Annotated in this window: 19 protein-coding genes and 1 tRNA gene; 12 read left to right on the forward strand and 8 right to left on the reverse strand. The window is 43.7% G+C overall.

Annotation, left to right across the window (positions count from 1 at the left end; all coding sequences use genetic code 11):
- The first annotated feature begins 55 nt into the window (after positions 1 to 55).
- From WKI49_06220 to WKI49_06230, 3 genes are all read left to right on the forward strand, one after another.
- Positions 56 to 127: transfer RNA gene (locus WKI49_06220), tRNA-Gly, on the forward strand.
- Between the two features lie 24 nt (positions 128 to 151).
- Positions 152 to 1,804 carry an ATP-binding protein gene (locus WKI49_06225; GenBank protein ID MEJ7622082.1) on the forward strand — a complete coding sequence of 551 codons (1,653 nt, stop codon included), beginning with the start codon at positions 152 to 154 and terminating at the stop codon, positions 1,802 to 1,804.
- On the forward strand, positions 1,776 to 2,999 hold the full coding sequence (locus WKI49_06230; protein MEJ7622083.1) for an N-acetylmuramoyl-L-alanine amidase: 1,224 nt from the start codon (positions 1,776 to 1,778) through the stop codon (positions 2,997 to 2,999). The genes WKI49_06225 and WKI49_06230 overlap by 29 nt, the downstream gene beginning before the upstream one ends.
- Here WKI49_06230 and WKI49_06235 read toward each other — a convergent pair.
- Positions 2,956 to 3,603, reverse strand: a complete 648-nt coding sequence (locus tag WKI49_06235) for a 7-carboxy-7-deazaguanine synthase QueE (GenBank protein MEJ7622084.1) — start codon at positions 3,601 to 3,603, stop codon at positions 2,956 to 2,958. The two genes, WKI49_06230 and WKI49_06235, sit on opposite strands and share 44 nt — an antisense overlap.
- The gene (infB, locus tag WKI49_06240) at positions 3,570 to 5,900 is read right to left on the reverse strand and encodes a translation initiation factor IF-2 (GenBank protein ID MEJ7622085.1); all 2,331 of its coding nucleotides are present in this window, start codon (positions 5,898 to 5,900) and stop codon (positions 3,570 to 3,572) included. The genes WKI49_06235 and infB overlap by 34 nt, the downstream gene beginning before the upstream one ends.
- Before the next feature lie 22 nt (positions 5,901 to 5,922).
- Here infB and WKI49_06245 point away from each other — a divergent pair, with 22 nt between their 5' ends.
- The 5 genes from WKI49_06245 to WKI49_06265 all read left to right on the forward strand — a co-directional run bounded on the left by WKI49_06245 (position 5,923) and on the right by WKI49_06265 (position 10,036).
- On the forward strand, positions 5,923 to 6,678 hold the full coding sequence (locus WKI49_06245) for a glycosyltransferase family 2 protein (protein MEJ7622086.1): 756 nt from the start codon (positions 5,923 to 5,925) through the stop codon (positions 6,676 to 6,678).
- Positions 6,672 to 7,520, forward strand: coding sequence for a glycosyltransferase family 2 protein (locus WKI49_06250; GenBank protein ID MEJ7622087.1), 849 nt, complete (start codon positions 6,672 to 6,674; stop codon positions 7,518 to 7,520). Before WKI49_06245 ends, WKI49_06250 begins: the two co-directional genes overlap by 7 nt.
- Positions 7,513 to 8,244, forward strand: coding sequence for a 6-carboxyhexanoate--CoA ligase (locus tag WKI49_06255; GenBank protein MEJ7622088.1), 732 nt, complete (start codon positions 7,513 to 7,515; stop codon positions 8,242 to 8,244). The genes WKI49_06250 and WKI49_06255 overlap by 8 nt, the downstream gene beginning before the upstream one ends.
- Before the next feature lie 118 nt (positions 8,245 to 8,362).
- On the forward strand, positions 8,363 to 9,595 hold the full coding sequence (locus WKI49_06260; protein ID MEJ7622089.1) for an outer membrane protein transport protein: 1,233 nt from the start codon (positions 8,363 to 8,365) through the stop codon (positions 9,593 to 9,595).
- Between the two features lie 108 nt (positions 9,596 to 9,703).
- Positions 9,704 to 10,036 carry a ferredoxin gene (locus WKI49_06265; protein ID MEJ7622090.1) on the forward strand — a complete coding sequence of 111 codons (333 nt, stop codon included), beginning with the start codon at positions 9,704 to 9,706 and terminating at the stop codon, positions 10,034 to 10,036.
- A gap of 11 nt (positions 10,037 to 10,047) precedes the next feature.
- Here WKI49_06265 and hfq read toward each other — a convergent pair whose 3' ends face one another.
- From hfq to topA, 3 genes are read right to left on the reverse strand one after another with little or no spacing between them, the layout of a single operon-like run.
- A complete protein-coding gene (gene hfq, locus WKI49_06270; GenBank protein MEJ7622091.1) occupies positions 10,048 to 10,290 on the reverse strand; it encodes an RNA chaperone Hfq in 243 nt (80 codons plus the stop codon).
- 3 nt (positions 10,291 to 10,293) lie between these two features.
- Positions 10,294 to 11,283, reverse strand: a complete 990-nt coding sequence (locus WKI49_06275; GenBank protein ID MEJ7622092.1) for an ADP-ribosylglycohydrolase family protein — start codon at positions 11,281 to 11,283, stop codon at positions 10,294 to 10,296.
- Between the two features lie 13 nt (positions 11,284 to 11,296).
- The gene (gene topA / locus WKI49_06280; protein MEJ7622093.1) at positions 11,297 to 12,904 is read right to left on the reverse strand and encodes a type I DNA topoisomerase; all 1,608 of its coding nucleotides are present in this window, start codon (positions 12,902 to 12,904) and stop codon (positions 11,297 to 11,299) included.
- A gap of 42 nt (positions 12,905 to 12,946) precedes the next feature.
- Here topA and fbp point away from each other — a divergent pair, with 42 nt between their 5' ends.
- The 4 genes from fbp to era are packed head-to-tail and all read left to right on the forward strand — an operon-like array spanning position 12,947 to position 16,183.
- The gene (gene fbp, locus WKI49_06285; GenBank protein MEJ7622094.1) at positions 12,947 to 14,092 is read left to right on the forward strand and encodes a fructose-1,6-bisphosphate aldolase/phosphatase; all 1,146 of its coding nucleotides are present in this window, start codon (positions 12,947 to 12,949) and stop codon (positions 14,090 to 14,092) included.
- The gene (locus WKI49_06290) at positions 14,092 to 14,547 is read left to right on the forward strand and encodes a hypothetical protein (protein ID MEJ7622095.1); all 456 of its coding nucleotides are present in this window, start codon (positions 14,092 to 14,094) and stop codon (positions 14,545 to 14,547) included. Before fbp ends, WKI49_06290 begins: the two co-directional genes overlap by 1 nt.
- Positions 14,544 to 15,269, forward strand: coding sequence for a sulfite exporter TauE/SafE family protein (locus WKI49_06295; GenBank protein MEJ7622096.1), 726 nt, complete (start codon positions 14,544 to 14,546; stop codon positions 15,267 to 15,269). Before WKI49_06290 ends, WKI49_06295 begins: the two co-directional genes overlap by 4 nt.
- Before the next feature lie 8 nt (positions 15,270 to 15,277).
- A complete protein-coding gene (era, locus tag WKI49_06300) occupies positions 15,278 to 16,183 on the forward strand; it encodes a GTPase Era (protein MEJ7622097.1) in 906 nt (301 codons plus the stop codon).
- Here era and WKI49_06305 read toward each other — a convergent pair.
- Genes WKI49_06305 through WKI49_06315 form a run of 3 tightly spaced genes read right to left on the reverse strand, consistent with a single transcriptional unit; the run spans position 16,154 to position 18,674 of the window.
- Positions 16,154 to 16,330 (reverse strand): hypothetical protein, encoded by a 177-nt coding sequence (locus tag WKI49_06305; GenBank protein ID MEJ7622098.1) that lies wholly within the window; start codon positions 16,328 to 16,330, stop codon positions 16,154 to 16,156. The genes era and WKI49_06305 overlap by 30 nt on opposite strands.
- On the reverse strand, positions 16,327 to 16,707 hold the full coding sequence (locus WKI49_06310) for a DUF302 domain-containing protein (protein ID MEJ7622099.1): 381 nt from the start codon (positions 16,705 to 16,707) through the stop codon (positions 16,327 to 16,329). The genes WKI49_06305 and WKI49_06310 overlap by 4 nt, the downstream gene beginning before the upstream one ends.
- Before the next feature lie 26 nt (positions 16,708 to 16,733).
- Entirely contained in the window at positions 16,734 to 18,674 is a 1,941-nt protein-coding gene (locus WKI49_06315; protein ID MEJ7622100.1) for a thioredoxin domain-containing protein, read from the reverse strand.
- Positions 18,675 to 18,802: the final 128 nt, after the last annotated feature.

An 18,802-nucleotide genomic window follows, 5' to 3' on the forward strand; every position in this document is an offset into this window, starting at 1 on the left:
TTAATCTCCTTGGTCTTAGCTTTGGAAACTCCATAGGAATATAATATATATCTAAGCGGGCGTAGCTCAGGGGTAGAGCGTCTGCTTCCCAAGCAGAAGGTCGTGGGTTCAAATCCCATCGCCCGCTTGTAAAAGTGTTATATTTTTACACATGAGAATAGGAATAGTTCTTGGCACAAAGCCTATTAGTCCTCTTGAGTTTTGGATTGGTGTGGAGGAGGGACAGGTAGTTCAGTTAGACGATGTGCTATATGTGGAAAGTGAGGTTGGGGGTAAAAGGGTTAAATACTATGGAGTAGTTAATGAGGTTCAAAAATTCCTTGAAGGGGCGGAGCTCGTCTACGATGCTCATCTGGTAAGCAAAGGGGTTATACCCGTAAACATAGCTTATGTGGCAAAGGTTATCGTGACAAGAATAGAACCAGAAGTTTATGCTCCACCTTCTCCAGGTGATGCGGTTTATATGGCAAAGGGTAAAGAGTTTGAGAGAGCTTTATACTACGACCAAATGAAGGAAAAAATCCCTGCGGGCGTAGACAGAAATGGAAACGTGGTCTATATAAACTACGACTTTATAAACGGTGTGGAAGGAGCTCATGTAAGCATCTCTGGTATGTCTGGCATAGCCACGAAGACCTCTTATGCCCTTTTTCTCCTCTATTCCATTCTTGAAAAGGCAAGCGATAGGGATAGGGTGCATGGAATAATCTTTAACGTCAAAGGTAAAGACCTTCTGTGGCTTGATAAGAAAAACAAAACCTTTGATGAGGAAAGTAGAAGGCTCTATGAGGTTATGGGTCTTAGAGCAGAGCCCTTTAAGAATGTAAGGTTTTATGTGCCACCCTCCTGTAGTGATCCCAAAACTCCCGATTGTGAGAGGCTGGACAAAGAAGCGGTTATACCCTTCTATTGGAGCATGAGAGAGTTTGCAGAAGATGGACTAATAAAATTTATGTTTACTGAGGGTGAGGAAGGTGTTTCCAACATACACTATGTGATAGACAGGATTGCTAACAAGCTTTATCTCCTTGCACAGAATAGTCCAGAGGGTCGCCTTTTGGACGATTTTTCAACGGACATAGAAAGTTTAGAAGACCTTGAGAAAAGGCTTGAGGAAGCTATTAGGGATAAGGAGCGAAACAAAAGCTCAGAACTTTACAAAAGCTGGTTTGGAGATGCTCAGATTCAAACCGCCTATGCCTTTTTTAGAAGGTTTAGCAGGGCATGTATGCACGTAAAGAGGTTAATAAAGAACGAATCAAACCCACCAAAATGGGAAGAGAACCGTCTATCCGTTATAGACATAAGCGGTTTACATAGTATAGGAAAAATGTTCGTAGTAGGGTCAATACTCAAAAAAGTCTTTAGGGAGAAAGAGAACATAGGCAAACCCTATCCTAAGGTTTTTGTTGTCCTTGATGAGCTTAACAAGTATGCACCAAAGGAGGGGTGGAGTCCTATAAAAGATGTGGTGCTGGATATAGCAGAAAGAGGTAGAAGTCTTGGAGTAATACTCATAGGTGCTCAGCAAACCGCCAGTGAGGTGGAAAAGAGGGTGGTGGCAAATTCTGCCTTAAAGGTGTTGGGGAGGATGGACTCCAGTGAGGTGCTTGGTAAGGAATACGAATATCTTACGGGAAACTTTCGCCAAAGGGCTATAATGTTAAAAAAGGGTACCATGATACTTTACCAGCCTGATATACCAAGCCCTATGGTAGTGAGATTTCCAAAACCTGCATGGGCTACAAGGTATTCCGAAGTGGAGGAGGAAGTCTATGTTCCTGAAGATTTTGGTAATTTTTAGTGTGTTTTTTGGTTTTGCCTTTTCCCAAAAGGCTATCGTAAGGGTAGGAAAGTATCCAAACAAGGAGCGTATAGTTCTTCAGTTAGAAAAAGGCACAGACTACAGAGTCTTTACTCTTGAAAACCCCAAAAGGGTCGTGGTGGATATTATGGAAGATATCAACATAAACCTTCCTGTAAACTTGCAAGGCAGAGTTGGCAAGCATCCATGGGGGACGAGGGTGGTTTTTGAAAGAAACTTTCAATATATAAAAGCCTTCTCTCTGCAAGACCCTTTCAGGATAGTTATAGATATATACACCACAGGCACGTCTACAAGAAGGGTGGTTGCAAAGGCAGAGCAAGAGGACGAACTTATAGAAATTATAGACCCTGCCTTTATAAAAATACTGCGTCATACGCCCACAGCCTCTTCTGGTGAAAGAGTGGTCAATGAAGTGAGAAGGGGACAAGTGATAACCCAAAGAAGGGTTGTAGTGATAGACCCAGGACACGGAGGACATGACCCGGGAGCTGTGGGATTTATGGGCATAAAAGAGAAGGATGTGGTGCTTGCTATTGCCAAAAGGCTTGCGGATTACCTTGAAAAAGATGGAAGGTTTAGGGTTATAATGACACGCAGGGATGATACCTTTGTGCCTCTTCAGGAAAGGGCAAACATAGCCTTAAGAAACAGGGCAGACCTCTTTATAAGCATACATGCGGATGCACATCCTCAGAGATCTCCAGAGGCAAGAGGAACAACCATCTTTGCCATATCTTCAGAAGCGGCACAAAGACGCCGTCAACAGATAGTTAACAATCAAAATTACGCAAGACTTGTTTTCGGAGAGGACGACATACCCGCATCTGTAAGGGCAGTGCTGGCGGACCTTGCTATGGATGTGACACTGAATGAAAGCGTAGTTTTTGGCAATAAAGTTGCCGAGGTGATAAAGAGGGAGCTTGGCAGGGATGTGCACTTCAGAGGTATACAGAGGGCGGGCTTTGCTGTGCTTAAAACCCCCGGCATACCTTCTGTCCTTGTAGAGGTAGGATTTATGACAAACCCGCAGGAAGCTCTTATGATGTCTGACAGAAGCTTTCAGGACAGCTTTGCAAGAGCTCTGTATCTTGCAATTGTAGAATACTTCTTCCCCACCACTCAGAAGCTCACTTCAGTCCAAGAAACTTATGCACCTGCGGGATTACCCTAACTTGATAACCCATCTCCAAGAGTCTTAATTGTATCTCAAGGGCTTTTTGCAGAAAGACCTTTTTATTACCCTCTGGCTGTAGCACTACCACTTCCCTTTGGAGAAAATCAGAAAAATTAAGAAGCACATCAAGGCTTAGCTCTTGGTCTACCACAAACTTAAGCTCCTTTGCATATTGTCTTATCTTTGGATGCACAAACCAGCCTGCAACAGCCTTTGGAGAGCAGGTTATATGAATTTGTGAAGCAAGCTCTTCCATGGCATCCTGCCACAAAGTGCAGTTTGTCTCTATCTGAATGGACTTATCTCTTCTTATTAGCTCTTCCACGAGCAAAGGTAAGGACTCTTCTGTAAAGGGCTCTCCACCAGTTATAACTACATGCTTGTGTGGATACTTTTCAACTTCCTTCATGAGGTCCTTTAAATCTATAGAGGTTTCTCTAAAGGCTAAGGCAGATGGCTGGTCGCACCATGGACATCTAAGATTACAACCCTGCAGTCTGATGAAAAGGCTTGGTGTTCCCACCAAAAGCCCTTCTCCTTGTATGCTTGGGTATATCTCATTGACGCTTATTGAGGCTTTTCTAACTTCACTTCGTAGCATTCTATGATATCACCTACCTTCACATCATTGTAGTCCTTTAGCTTTATTCCACATTCAAAGCCCTTAGCCACCTCTTGCACATCTTCCTTGTATCTTTTTAGGCTCTCTATCTTGCCGTCAAAGACCACAACACCGTTTCTCACAAGCCTTGCCCTTGCGTTTCTAATTATCTTTCCATCAAGCACATAGCATCCAGCAACAGTGCCCACACCCTTTATCTTGAAGGTTGCTCTTACCTCCGCAGTGCCATGGACCACTTCCCTTTCTACGGGTTTTAGCATACCTTTGAGAGCCTTCTTTACGTCCTCTATAACCTCGTATATTATTCCGTAGAGCCTTATTTCCACTTTCTCGGATTCTGCGGTTTCCTTTGCCTTCAAATCTGGACGTGTATTGAATCCTATTATAATTGCACCACTTGCTTTTGCAAGCATCACATCGTTTTCTGTTATGCCACCTACTCCCCCATGTATTATCTTAACCGCAACTTCAGGAGTGGAAAGTTCAGTTAATGACTTTTTAAGAGCCTCCAGAGAACCAATAGTGTCCGCTTTTACTATGAGCTTTAACTCTGTTAGTTCTCCCCCTTGTATCTTCTTAAAAACATCCTCAAGCATAAGACCCTTTGCAACCTTTTCCATCTGTTCCTTTCTAATCCTTCTTTGTTCCGCTATCTGCTTTGCTTTCCTTTCGTCTTCTACCACTTTGAGCTGGTCACCTGCCATGGGAAGCTCTTCAAAACCCAACACCTCGACGGGCATAGATGGTCCTGCCTCTTTGACCCTTCTACCCTTGTCGTCAAACATAGCCCTTACGCGTCCATAGGTAGTCCCAGCCACAAAGATATCCCCAACCCTGAGAGTGCCCTCTTGCACCAAGACCGTTGCTACCACACCCCTTTGTTTGTCAAGCTTGGACTCTATTATAGTTCCCCTTGCTGGCTTATTAGGATTGGCTTTTAACTCAAGCAGTTCCGCCACCAAAAGTATGTATTCAAGCAAGGTATCTACATTCTGCCCCGTCTTTGCAGAAACATCTACAAACACCGTATCACCGCCCCACTCTTCTGGTATTAGTCCAAGCTCAGCAAGTTCTCTCCTTACCCTTTGAGGGTCAGCCTCGGGTTTGTCTATTTTATTGACCGCTACGATTATAGGCACGTTAAAGGCTTTGGCGTGGTTTATGGCTTCCACAGTTTGTGGCATGACACCATCGTCCGCAGCAACCACCAAAACCGCTATGTCCGTAACCTGAGCTCCCCTTGCCCTTAAAGAAGTAAAAGCTTCATGACCCGGTGTATCCAAGAAGGTTATCTTTCTTCCATCTGGCATTTCTACCACCGAGGCACCAATATGCTGGGTTATTCCACCCTTTTCTCTCTCCGCAACCCTTGTCTTTCTTATTGTGTCTAAAAGCGTAGTCTTTCCATGGTCTACGTGTCCCATAACCACCACTACTGGAGGTCTTGGTTCTCCACCTTCTTCAGAAACTTCTATCTCCTCTTCTTCCTTTATTTCCTCCGATTTTATCTCCGCAAGGAATCCAAGGGCTTCCGCCACCTGAAGAGCCACCTCTGAAGGAACAGTTTGGTTTATCGTGGCTAATACTCCCCTTTTGAGAAGCTCAGCCATTATCTGGTTTGGAGGAGTTTTCAGAAGTTCAGCAAGCTCTCTTACTGTAACCACTTCAGGAATTTGAACTATCTTAATTTCCTCTTCTTTTTCTTCCTTCCTTTCCTTCTTCACTGGCTGTTGAAGTTTTTTAAGCATTTGTTCTTCGTCTTTGTTGAGCTTTTCCTTAGGTTGTGTTTTTTGGGACCTTTCCTCTATTCTTTGCTCACGTATTGAAGGCATGGGTGGTGGTGCTGGAACCCTTGCTGGAAAATGTTTCCTTTCTTCTGTCCTTTTTGGTTTTTCCCTATCCTCCAGCTTTTCTCGCTTTGGAGGTGATGCTTCTCTTGTTGACAGTTTTGCTTTTTCATGTGGTCTTCTGTCCCTCTGCCCTCTATCTTTGTATCTTTTCTCCTCCCCTTTTGGCTCAGCTTTTTCCTCTTTTTGCTTCTCTTCTTTGATTGATTCAGAGGCTACAACAGCTTCTTCCTTTTCTACCACTTTACCTCCATTTCCCACTGGTTTCTCCTTAGGAACAGAAAAATGGTCGTAAACTATCTGAAGCTCTTCCTCGTCAAGGTAGGCGAAGTTTCCCTTATCTATACCCCACTCTTTTAGGACTTCTCTTACCTCTTTAACTGAAACACCAAGCTCCTTTGCCACATCTTGAACCCTTAATTTTCCCATAGTTTATAATTATAAGCCTAAAATGTTATCTGTCCTAATCTGCACAAAAAACGAGGAGAAAAACATAGAAAGAGCCATAAAAAGCGTGCAGGGGCTTGCGGATGAGGTTATTGTGGTAGACTCTGGCTCAACGGATAGAACTGTGGAAATTGCCAAAGAGCTGGGGGCAAAGGTTTTTTTTAGAGAATGGAAAGGATACCCAGACCAACTAAACTACGGCATAGGTCTATGCTCCGGAGATTGGGTGTTTGTGCTGGATGCGGATGAGGAAGTTTCCAAAGAGCTAAGGGAAAGCATAGGACAGGTAATCAAAAACCCAAAGCATGATATTTATATGGTTAGCAGACGGACTTATTACTTGGGAGATTTTTTAAAACACGCATGGTATCCCGAGTGGAGGATTAGGCTTTTTCGTAAGGGAAAGGTAAGGTTTGAAGGATTACTCCACGAAAGGGCTATATTTAGCGGTAGTGTAGGAAGGTTAAAGGGAGACCTCTATCATTATTCATACAAAAGTCTAAAAGACCAGTATTTAAAAACGGTGCACTATGCATACACAATGGCGGAAATTATGAAAAGTGAAGGCAAGAGGTTCAGGTTATATAAGCTAATATTCAATCCTCTTTGGCATTTTATTAAGGTATATTTTGTCCAATTGGGTTTTCTTGATGGTCTAAGAGGCTTTATGGTTGCCCTTTCCGCTTTCTTTTATACCTTCCTTAAGTATAAGTTTCTCTACGAGCTTGAGTTAAAGGAAAAGGTTTCCAAGTTATGGTAAGCGTGGTCATACCCGTCTATAACGGAGAGCAATACATAGCACAAGCCATACAGTCAGTGCTGGAGCAGAGCCTAAAGGTTGACGAAATAATAGTTATAGACGATGCGTCAACGGATAGAACAGAGCAGGTAGTAAAGAGTGAATTTTCTCGCTGGGTGCATTACCATCGCAACCCAAAGAACATGGAAAGGTGCTACTCAAGAAACCTTGGAGTTAGCTTGGCAAGGGGTGAATATATCTTTTTCCTTGACCATGATGACCTCTGGGAAAAAAACCATGTGGAGAAACTAAGGGACGCTTTAAAGGTTGCGGATATGGTTTATAGTTTTCCGAGAACCCTTGTAAACTCGGAGGATAAAATTCTGAGAGTTTCAAGAAAAAAGATACCAAAGGACTACAAAATTTTGGTGTTTTCTGGAATGGTAGGCTATCCATCCGCTACCGCCTTCAGAAAAGAGAGCTTTTTAGGATACAAAGACCAATTTATGCTTAGAGAGGACTGGGAAATCTTCCTTAGGGCGGTGCTTAAAGGTCTAAAGGTAGAAATTTGCGATACTAACACGGTAAAGATAAGAGAGCATGGAAAAAGAAGTAGCAAAAGCATCAGGCTTTATGAAGGCACTATGGCGGTCTACAGCTTTTACAGGGATAAAATTCCAGAGGAATACTTGCCATATTTTCTTTTTCATGTGGGAGATGTGTGTATGAGGTTTGGAAACCTCAAAGAAGGCTGGAAGTTGGTGCTTTCTGCACTTTCAAAAAAGCCAGAGCTTTTGCTTTCTGGTAGAAACTTGCTTACAATTCTAAAAAGAGGCTTTAGGTTTTGGAGAAGCTATGCTTAGCCTTCGTATGAGAGCGGAGTTAAAGGGACAGCACGTATCTGGTGCGGAAAGGCTTATAAAACCTGACGCCCTTCAAAAGACTATAAAGGAACTTATCAAAAGACCCAAGGCTTATGACAAGATGGTTATAACCCTTGAGAGGGTGGAAGAGATAACCACAATTCCAAAGGCACTTACCATATACAGCCACGACTTTAAGAGCGTAGAAGAAGCCCATAACTTTGCTATAAAAAGCCTATTAAAGGAAGGCATTCCAGAGGAGATAGCCCTGAAGGCACTCAATACCCTAAAGAGGGGAGCAAACCCAAAGGGTGGCAATATGAGAGGTGCGGTGCTAATGGATATTCAAACAGGTGAACGGCTTGAGCCAGACAAGGAAAGAGGTATAAGAACCGTAAGGGTGGACTGGAAGGACAGGCAAGAGGTCAAGAGGGTCTTGAGAGAAAGAGGATTAAAAAAGCCATACCTTGAAAGACTTCTTGATGCCCTTGCCCTCGCCACAAAGAATATACATTGCGGAGTTATAGCGGAACTGTGTTGGAGCGATGACCCAGATTACATAACAGGCTATGTTGCAGGTAAAAACTTGGGATATGTGAGAATAAAACCTATGAAGGAATATGGTGTTCCTTTGGGTGGAAGGGTGTATTTTGTAAGGAGAGAAGGCATAGAAAAACTTATAGAGTGTTTGCAAAATAGGGCTGTCTTGATTGAAAACTTATAGGAATATACTGAAATTCTTATATAACACAGGCTTAAAACCTTATAAATCCTTTGAATTGCAAGTTTACTGTTATGAGGAATAAAATGTGAGAGAAAACCTTTGAAGGGAGGTAAAGGCTATGAAAAAGGCTATCGCTTTAACTGCCTTGTTAGGAATTGCAGGTCTTTCTTTTGCCACAAACGGGGATAACCTCATAGGTGTATCTCCAGCCTCAAGGGGTATGGGTGGTATAGGTGTGGGTATGCCAGTTGGACCAACGGACTCTATCTTTAGAAACCCTGCTTGGATAAGCCAGTATAAGGGTTTTAACCTAAGCTTTGGTGGAATACTCTTTATGCCTGAGGTTAAGGCAAGAGTTCAAAATCCCATGGGAGACTCTGGTTCTCAAAGGTCCAAAGCGGACATGTTTGTTGTTCCAGAGGTGGGTATAGTGCATCAGATTAACGATAAACTTACCTTTGGTATAGGTGCTTTTGGTGTCTCAGGTATGGGTGTGGACTACAGAAACAAGGACCCAATGCTCTCCAATATGCATACGAACTTTCAGTTTATGAGGGTTATCCCAGCCCTTTCCTATAAGGTAAATGATGCTGTATATGTTTCAGGTACCCTTCACTTGGCTTATGGTTCACTGGATATGGGAGCAATCATGTGTGACTTAACAGGCACCACCTGTTGGAACGCCGGAGGTGGTCAATCTCAGACCTATGGCATGGGCTTTCAGCTTGGCTTAGCCTATAACATGGGAGACTTTGTCTATGCAGGTATAACTTATCAGAGCCCTGTTTCCATGACCTACAAGAGAGTTTTTGACAGCGACGGTGATTTCATTTTTGAAGACCTAAAACTCACTCAACCTCAAGAGCTTGCCTTTGGTATAGGTGTAAAGCCTATGAATAACCTTAAGGTAGGCATGGACATAAGGTGGATAAACTGGAAGAACGCAAAGGGATACAAACACTTCCAATGGAAAGACCAGTGGGTTATAGCCCTTGGTGGTGAGTATAAGCCTACAGAAAAGCTGGCTTTGAGAGCAGGTTATAACTATGGAAAATCTCCCATAAGAGGCGGAGCTAAGAATCCTATGAACGCTAACAGGATACCCAACTTCTCTGCACCCTTTAGCGACCTTCAAATAGCCTACTTTAACCTCGTAGGCTTTCCAGCCATTACAGAACATCATATAACCCTCGGTCTTGGATATGAGTTTACAAAGACCTTTGGGATAGACCTTGCATACAAGCATGCCTTCAACAAGAAGGTAAAGGCAACAGACCCTTCAGGAGCTTTCCTCGTGGAAGCCCAGAACGCCCAAAACGCCATATCTATAGGTCTTAACTGGAAGTTCTAAACTCCTCTGTGGAGGCTCTTCTTCCCCTCCTTAAAAAGTGATTAGTCTCATACAAAATTTCCAAACTCTCTGGTAGAATTCTTTCAAAACCTTTCAAGGAGGTATCCAATGGAGTTTAGGCACGTTTTTGTCTGTGTGAACCAAAGACCACCGGGTCATCCTATGGGCTCCTGTGCGGAGAAGGGCGGAAGGGACATATACATGAAGCTCATGGAAAAACTGCAAATGGACCCAGAGCTTTTTATGAGCACTGCGGTCACGCCTACGGGCTGTCTTGGACCTTGCGGTCTTGGACCTACGGTTGTGGTCTACCCTGATGGTGTATGGTATGGAAATGTAAAACCCTCAGATGTGGATGAGATAGTCCAAAGCCATCTAAAGGGTGGTCAACCAGTAGAAAGGCTTGTGGTTTCTAAGGGCAAGCCTCCGGGTATGTTTTAAAAAACAGGGGGCTATACAGCCCCTGGCACTCCTTCCTCTTCAAACTCTATTTCCATCCTCTCTGCAGGTATTATGGTGGTTATGGCATGCTTGTAAACAAGGGTTTGCTGACGCCCATCCTCTATAAGAATGGTATAGAGGTCAAAAGACCTTATCCTTCCCTGAAGCCTTACGCCGTTAAGAAGATAGATGGTAACCTTTACCCTTCTTTTCCTTGCAGTGTTTAAAAAAGCTTCTTGAAGCTTGTAAGCCATATCTCATCTCCTCCTTTCAAGAAATTCCATGGTAGTATCATAAAGCTTTTCTGCCAAAAGAATATAATACTCGTAGTTTTCCAAATTTTCAAGAAGTTCCAAAGGAAAGACCCACACTCCAGCGTATGCACCCACAAAAGACCCCACAAGGTATCCTATGGCGTCCGTGTCTCCTCCCACCATACCGCAGGCGTTTACTCCTTCCCAAAAAGCTTGCAAAGGCTCATCCACATGCCTGAGGAAGATAAAAAGTGCAAGAGGCAAGGCTTCAAAAACATAGGTGGAGTTTCCTATAAGCTCTATGGCTTTTTCTGTGTTAGCTTCTTCTTCTAAGAGTTTTTTCACGCTGTCAAGGTATCTTTTGCTTTTGTTATATTTGAGAAAGTTTTTAAGGCTTTCAAGGAGTGCAAACCTCTCCACTGGGTTTCTTAGGTCAAAGCTCTCAAGCACAAGATAGCTAACAAGGGCAGAAACCAGGGCACTGGCATCGTATATCTCCTTGCTTCTGTGCGTAATTAGGCTTACAAGCCTGCCAGCCTCAACAGCAATATATGGATTGTAGTAGTGGAAAAGCCCAGTTATTACGCATCTGAGCACTCCCTCCACAGAGGAAGATACAAGCCCCGCATCCTCAAGACCCACTCCAGAGGATATAAGGTCTATGGCGGTAATCAATGCAGGGTCTGGATATCTGTGGCTTTCTTCTTTACTCGCCCACTCTCTGAGCTTTTCAAAAAAGTGGTAAGGGTCTAAGAATTTTTTCTCCACTATACTTTGAGCCAGTAGCACACTTATGGTGGTCTCATCAGAAGTTTTTTCTGGCTCAAGACCCACGGAAGGACTAAGAGGATGTGGCTCTACAAAGCCTTTTACCTTGCCACCATAAAACTCAAGCACATCTGCCAAAGGCACATCCTCAAGACTTTTGCCAATGGCATCACCTATAGCACCGCCAAGAATAACGCCCTTGAACTTATCAAGAATGGTATCCATTTGAAACTATAAATTATAGCTCCGATTTGACCTGTGAGAAAAACTCTCTTACCACCTCACGCCAGTCCCTTTTACCCTCTTCCACCTTGTCAAGACCCCCCTCCATCTGGCTTGTAAAGGCATAGTCTATTACCTTTGGGAAGTTTTCCTGCAAAAAGTCCACCACCTCAAAGGCTATTTCTGTAGGCTTTAAGTGTCCCTTCTCCTCTACCACATAGCCTCGCTCTTTTAGGGTTTTTACTATAACCGCATAGGTGGAAGGTCTACCTATGCCAAGCTCCTCAAGTTTTTTGACCAAAGAACCCTCTGTGTATCTTGGTGGTGGCTGGGTTTGTCTCTTTTCAAGTAATATCTTTTTGGGCTTTAGAACCTCTCCCTTTTTCAAAGGTGGTAGTTTCACGATTTCCTTTTCCTCTGGGTAAATTTTCAAATATCCATCAAAGACAAGCTCTGAACCTTTAGCTAAAAACCTCATATCTTCACCCTTCCTTTTTTCGTATATGGGCACTATGACCGCCTTCTTTTTGAGAAAGACCGCAGGGCTTGAAAGGCTTGCAAGGGTTCTCTTTAGTATAAGCATATAAAGGTCTAACTCCTTTCCCTTAAGAGGTGGGACCTTTAGTGCTGTGGGTCTTATACATTCATGAGCACCTTGAGAGAGCTCCTTTTCTTTGAACTTCCTTAGCCTACCCACATACTCCCTTCCGTAAGTTTTTTCAATGTATTTCATAAACTCCTCTGCCTTTTGTGGGTTCATCCTATAGCTGTCCGTCCTTGGATAGGTGATATAACCCTCTTCGTAGAGTTTTTGAGCCATCTTTTGCACTTGCTCCACACCAACCTTTAAAACCCCACTGGCTACTGTCTGAAGACTTGAAGTTATAAAGGGCTTTGGAGGTTCATGTTTTTCTTCTTTCTCTTCATAGCTTAGGACCTCAAAAAGGGCGGATTTTAACTTTTCAAGGTAGGGCTTGGCATTTTCTGGCTTTTCAAACCTATAGTCCCAAAGGGCGGAAAACTCCACACCATCCTTTTCAAAGACCACCTTTATGTAGTAGTATTCCTTTTTTCTAAAAGCCATTATCTCCCTTTCCCTTTCCACTATAAGCCTTAGGGCAGGAGATTGAACCCTTCCCACCGAGAGGGTATTTCTGCTGAGGGCTCTCCACAGATAGGGAGAGAGCTTATAACCTATGAGCCTGTCAAGCACCCTTCTGGCAAACTGTGCCTTTACAAGGTTTTGGTTTATAGTGGTAGGCTTTTGTATGGCGGACCTTATACCTTGAGGAGTAACCTCATAGAAAACTACTCTACTTATGGGCTTTTTAAGGCTTTCAAGCTCCTTATAGATAAAGTAGGCTATGGCTTCTCCTTCTCTGTCTGGGTCTGTGCCTATGTATATGGACTCTGCCTTGCGAGCCAGAGCCTTTAACTTCTCCATAAGTGCTCTTTTACCCCTTACCCATACAAAGGTTGGCTTTAAAGTCTCCTCATCTACACCAAGCCTGTCCTCTGGCAGGTCCTTTATATGACCCAGAGTGGCTCTAACTATCCAACCTTCCCCTAAATACTTGGCTATGGTTTTTGCCTTTGTAGGGCTCTCCACTATAAAGAGCTTCATGAGATGTTATAATATAAAAAGCAAAGCACAAAGGAGGTAGTCATGAAAATAACTTTGAGCGTAATAAAGGCAGACATAGGGGGTTATGTGGGGCACTCTTCCGCACATCCTGAGGTGGTGGAAAAGGTAAAAGAAATAGGATTGAAGGAAGTAGAAAAAGGAAACCTTATTGACTGTCAAGTGCTTGTTTGTGGCGATGATATTGCTCTTGTGATGACCCACCAGCATGGGGTGGATAGTGAGCTTGTGCATGGTATAGCTTGGAAAGCCTTTGAAGAAGGAACACAGGTAGCCAAAAGGCTCAAGCTCTACGGTGCGGGTCAAGACCTACTTTCTGATACCTTTTCTGGCAATGTGAAGGGTATGGGTCCTGGTGTGGCGGAGATGGAGTTTGAAGAAAGACCCTCTGAACCTGTAGTGGTCTTCTTTGCGGACAAGACTGCACCCAGTGCATGGAACTTGCCTCTTTATGAGATGTTTGCTGACCCTATGGTCTGTGCAGGTCTTGTTATAGACCCCAAAATGCATGATGGTTTTACCTTTGAGGTGCTTGATACCTTTACAGGCAAGGCGGTAAAGCTCTCTACACCAGCGGAGCTGTATGACCTTCTTGCACTTATCGGAACTGTGGAACGCTATGCGGTAAAAAGCGTTTGGAGAAACTCTGACGGAGAAATAGCTGCTGTCGCATCCACTCAAAGGCTTTCCTTAATTGCAGGCAAGTATGTGGGCAAAGATGACCCTGTTATGATAGTGAGGTCTCAATCCGGTTTTCCTGCCATAGGTGAAATACTTGAGCCTTTTGCAAGACCTTGGATAGTGGAGGGTTGGATGAGAGGCTCTCACAACGGACCTCTTATGCCCGTATCCTTCAGGCATGCCACTCCCTCAAGGTTTGACGGACCTCCAAGGGTTATCGCCGCAGGATATCAGATAGCCAACGGCAAACTTATAGGTCCCAGAGACCTCTTTGATGACCCAGCCTTTGACAAGGCAAGAGAGCAAGCCCAGATAATCGCAGACATCCTCAGGCGTCAAGGAATATTTGAGCCTCATAGACTGCCCTCAGAAGAGATGGAATACACCACACTGCCTAAAATACTTAAAAAGCTTGAGGAACGCTTTTATGACTTGGAGGAAGGCAAAAAAGCCCCAACTGGTGAGGAACACCACACGGAGACGGACTAATGGATAGGATATACAGCATAGAGGAAAGGGTTGTCCTAATAGTGGAGGAGTTTTTCCAAGACCTGCCTTCAAAGGAACCCTTTCCCTCCTTGCTTTCTGAATACCGCTTTAGGCTAAAGTCAAAACTGGTAGAACTTATAAACCAGTTTCCCACAGACATACAGGCGAGGAATGCGAGTTTTGACAGTGCCCTTGAGGGTATACTCAAGAGCCTTGAGCAAGCCATAAACAAGGCAAACTTTGAAAACAAAGAGGAGCTAAACCGCCTTATAAAGGCTCTTGAGGAGACCAACGAAGTGCTAAGAGAGTTTCTCTACACAGACCACATAAGGGATAAGTCCCTTCTTTCAAAAACCTCTGGCAGAATAGGTGAATGGGTAGAAAATCTACGCATGGAATTCAAGAGAAGGTTTGGAGGGTTTATAAACTTTATAAAGTCAATTTTTGGTAAATGATAACCTTCTTTGTGGTTTCCTTTGCTTGGTTTTTTCAATCTATAACAGGCTTTGGAGCTGGGATATTCATAATAGGCATTCTTTCCATGTTGTATGACCCCAAGATGGTGGTTGTGTCCTCTGCCATTTTCAACCTCTTTGGAACTCTCAGCCTTCTGTATCAAAACAGGAAGGGAAAAATAGAGCCAAAGCTACTCTTTTCTCTAATAGCAGGTTCAGTGCCAGGAATATTCTTGGGTGCATATCTTTTGGACAGGGTAGACACAAAGACCCTAAAACTCACCATAGGAGCTTTTATCCTTGCTTTGGGAGTTTATAACCTGCTGGTCCAGAGAGGGCTTTTAAAAGTCAGGCTTGGCAGACATATGGCTTTTCCTGTGGGTTTTCTTGGTGGTCTTTTTGCAGGGCTTGTGGGTATGGGAGGACCGCCACCCCTCGTTTTCCTTAGTCAGCACCTTTTTGACCCCTACTCCATAAGGCTTATGCTTAATCTTTACTTTACTTCCAATATACTCATAAGGCTTAGCTTTTATCAAAACTTTGACCTACTTTCTCTTGACTGGCAGTTTATAGCTATGGGTCTTGCAGGGCTTGTTTTTGGAACACTAACGGGTGGACTTTTAGCTAAAAGGCTTCCTTCAAAGGTTTACGTTTCTGGTGCTTCTTTTGCGGTAATCTTACTTGGAATAGTGCTTTTAATTATTGCAGAACTTGGCTTATAATAGCTTTTATGAAGGTAGGATATGTTGCTATTGTAGGTAAGCCAAACGTGGGCAAATCCACGCTCTTAAACCAAATACTTGGCACAAAGGTTTCCATTATCTCTCCAAAGCCAGGGACTACACGCATGAGGGTGCTTGGTGTGAAAAACATACCAGAGCAGGCACAGATAGTCTTTTTAGATACCCCTGGCATATACAGACCAAGGGATGCACTGGGAGAGGCTATGGTGCAGACCGCAAGCACTTCCTTAGAGGATGCGGACCTTATACTCTTTATGATAGATGCGGAGGATGGCTTTAGAGATGACGATAGGCAAGTCTTTGAAAAATACGTAAAGCCCCATGCGGAAAACAAACCTGTTTTCCTCCTTATAAACAAGGTGGACAAGGTAGGAGGTGTAGAAAATCTCTTACCTCTTGCAGAAGAGCTTTCAAAGGAGTATCCGCAAATAAAAGAGATAATACCCATAAGTGCCTTAAAGGGCTATAACACAGATGAGCTTCTCAAGACCATAATAAAATACCTTCCAGAGGGTGAGCCACTATTTCCTGAGGAGATGGTCACAGACCTACCCTTTAGGCTTATGGCTGCAGAGATAATAAGGGAGAAGGTCTTGTTAAAGGTTCACCAAGAAATCCCTCAAGGCGTGGCGGTGCTTATAACGGAAGTTTCCGATGGAAAGCACGACCCGAGCGTCCTTGTCATAAAGGCGGACATTGTAGTAGATAGGGAAAACTACAAGCCTATAATCATAGGAAAAGGTGGGCAGAGGTTAAAGTCCATAGGCAAGATGGCAAGAGAAGAGTTGGAGCTTATAACAGGTAGGAAGGTCTACCTTGAGCTTTTTGTAAGGGTAAAACCAGACTGGAAGAAAAGACCAGAATTAGTCAAGAGTTTTGGATACACCCTCTGAAAGCAAGATAACCACGTCCGCCTTCTTGGATAAGTCCTTTTTTAGGTCCTCTTCCTTTTCCACCTGTGCCACCACAAGACCCTTTTTTAGAAGTCTGTCTGTTAACCTTCTTGCCACCTTCTTGTCCTTTACACTAAGCACCTTCATAGGCACTCCTCCATTATTTGTTCCATGAGCTCTTCTACCTCTTGTGCAATATCTTCCAGTTCTGGTCTTTCAAACATGGAGAGCATCTCGGTGGGAGCCATGGTGCTTATTACCGTTTTTCCATTTTCTTCAAAGATGGCTATCCTGCATGGCATGGCGGTGGATATGTATGGGTCTGTGGAGAGCACTTTGCTGGCATGCTTTGGAGAACAGACTTCAACTATTACACACTTGTAGCTTATAGGCACACCCTTGTTTTCCAAGACCTTTGAAACTTCGTGAACCGCCATAACTCCAAAACCCTTCTCCTTTGCCTTTTCTTCAATGGCTTGCCTTACTTCATCGACGCTTTTGTTAGTTTCATAGCTTATGAGCATTGCTTTCACCTCCTTTGTAATATATATTAACCCTTGCCTGTTAAGATTTCGTTAAGGTTGTCAAACCGCTGGCAGGTTTGCCCCTCGCATATTATCAACCCTTCCACCTCAGACCTAAGGACAAACTTAAAGGGTCTAAAGAGCTTCAGAGCTTGCTCAAAGTAGTCCCTTGTCTCCACCTTGTATATACCCTTTAGATACGCATAGAGGCTAATAAGGTAAGAGTGAGACACCATAGGCACTTCCCTTACAAACCTTGAAAAAGCCTGCAGGGTTTTTTCTCCGTAGTCTATAAAGGTGGTATCTCCCGTGAGTGTTCCCAAAAGCAGTAGTGTGTAGCCTGCGGACCCGTTTACCGATTGGGTGGGTGTATCTTGCAGGTTTTTAAGTCTAATGTCTAAGAGCCCCTCTCCGCTTGTTGAGGTATCATAAAAGCCCCATCCATCCCTATCCCAAAAGAGGTCTATGGCTTTTTTCATTATCCGCTCTGCAACCTCTAAGTAGGTTTTGTCTTGAGTTATCTCATAGAGGGATAAAAGTGCGTTGCAGAAGAAAATGTAGTCTTCAGAAAAGCCATCCACACCCTCTGTATGAAAGAGCATACCATCCTTGTAATACTGGTTTAGTATCCTCTTTACCGTTTTCTCCGCAGATTCCAAAGCCCATGGGTCATCAAAGGTCTTCCAATAATCGCACAGTCCACACACCATAAGTGCGTTCCAGTTAGTGTAGAGGGTTTTGTCTATGTAGGGTATCTGCCTTTTTTCTCTGTGTTGTAGGAGTTTCCTCTTTGAAGACTCTAAAAGGTTTTTCACTTCCTGAAGGCTTAAGCCTGTTGCCTTTGAGACCTCATCTTCCTCCATGTATACATAAAGCACCTTCTTATGTGGTTCATGAGGCATGTCCGCCAGACCAAAGTATAGGCTAAAAACTCTTAGCTCTTCTGGACTAAGGAGGCTCTCAATTTCCTTCTGCGTAAAGGTGTAATATCCTCCCTCATCAAGCACGCCTATGTCTGCGTCTTGAGAAGCATAAAAGCCTCCTTGCGGGTCATAACCGTAGAGCTTATAGTAGTTTACTATGCCTTCCGCAATCCTTTTGTAAAGCTCCTTTCCAAAGACCTTGTAGGCTATGGAGTATAAGCTCAAAAGCTCTGCGTTGTCATACAGCATCTTTTCAAAGTGTGGTATGTGCCATTTTTCGTCGGTAGAATACCTAAAAAAGCCACCAAGTAAATGGTCGTATATTCCCCCCTTAGCCATGGCGTCAAGTGAGCCTGTTATAGCCTTTTGCAAAAGAGGTGATGGATTAAAGTAGTTGTGATACAGGAGAAGTTCAAAGGCTTTTGCATGATGAAACTTGGGAGCAGACCCTATACCTCCCCATTGGTAGTCTATGTTGGCAAGTAGTGTGGATATTCCCTTTTGAAGTAGGTCTTGGTCCACTGGGTCTTTGAAGTTTTGCTTGCTGTAGTTCATAAGGCTTTCGTATATGCTCTCTGCGGACTTGAGTATGCGCGCTCTGTCTTCCTTCCAAAGCTGGGCTATCCTAAGTAGTAAACTCTTAAAGCCTGGTCTTCCCCACCGGTCTTCTGGTGGGAAGTATGTGCCTCCAAAAAAGGCTTTCCCATCGGGCGTTAGAAACACTGTGAGGGGCCATCCTCCGGAGTTTGTAAGGGCTATAACCACTTCCTGATATCTTCTGTCTATGTCTGGTCTTTCATCCCTGTCCACCTTAATAGGCACAAAGTTCTCATTTATTATTTTGGCTATCTCTGGGTTCTCAAAGCTTTCGTGAGCCATCACATGACACCAATGACACCACACACCACCAATGGAGAGCAAAATAGGTTTGTCTTCTTGCTTAGCCTTTTGGAAGGCTTCCTCTGACCACTCATACCAGTCAACAGGCTGATGGGCAGATTTTTGCAAATAGGGACTTTTTGAGTTTATAAGTCTATTCGGCATCGTTTCCTCCATAGAAAAAGTTAAGCCTTAACTTGGTGGATTATCCTGACGGAGCTCACATTAAGGAAGTTGCATATCTTATATCCTTATGCGTATAAATCTTCTGCCAGAAGAGGTAAAGAGCCACA

The organism is Aquificaceae bacterium, from assembly GCA_037722135.1.
In the GTDB taxonomy this organism is placed as follows: domain Bacteria; phylum Aquificota; class Aquificia; order Aquificales; family Aquificaceae; genus Pampinifervens; species Pampinifervens sericum.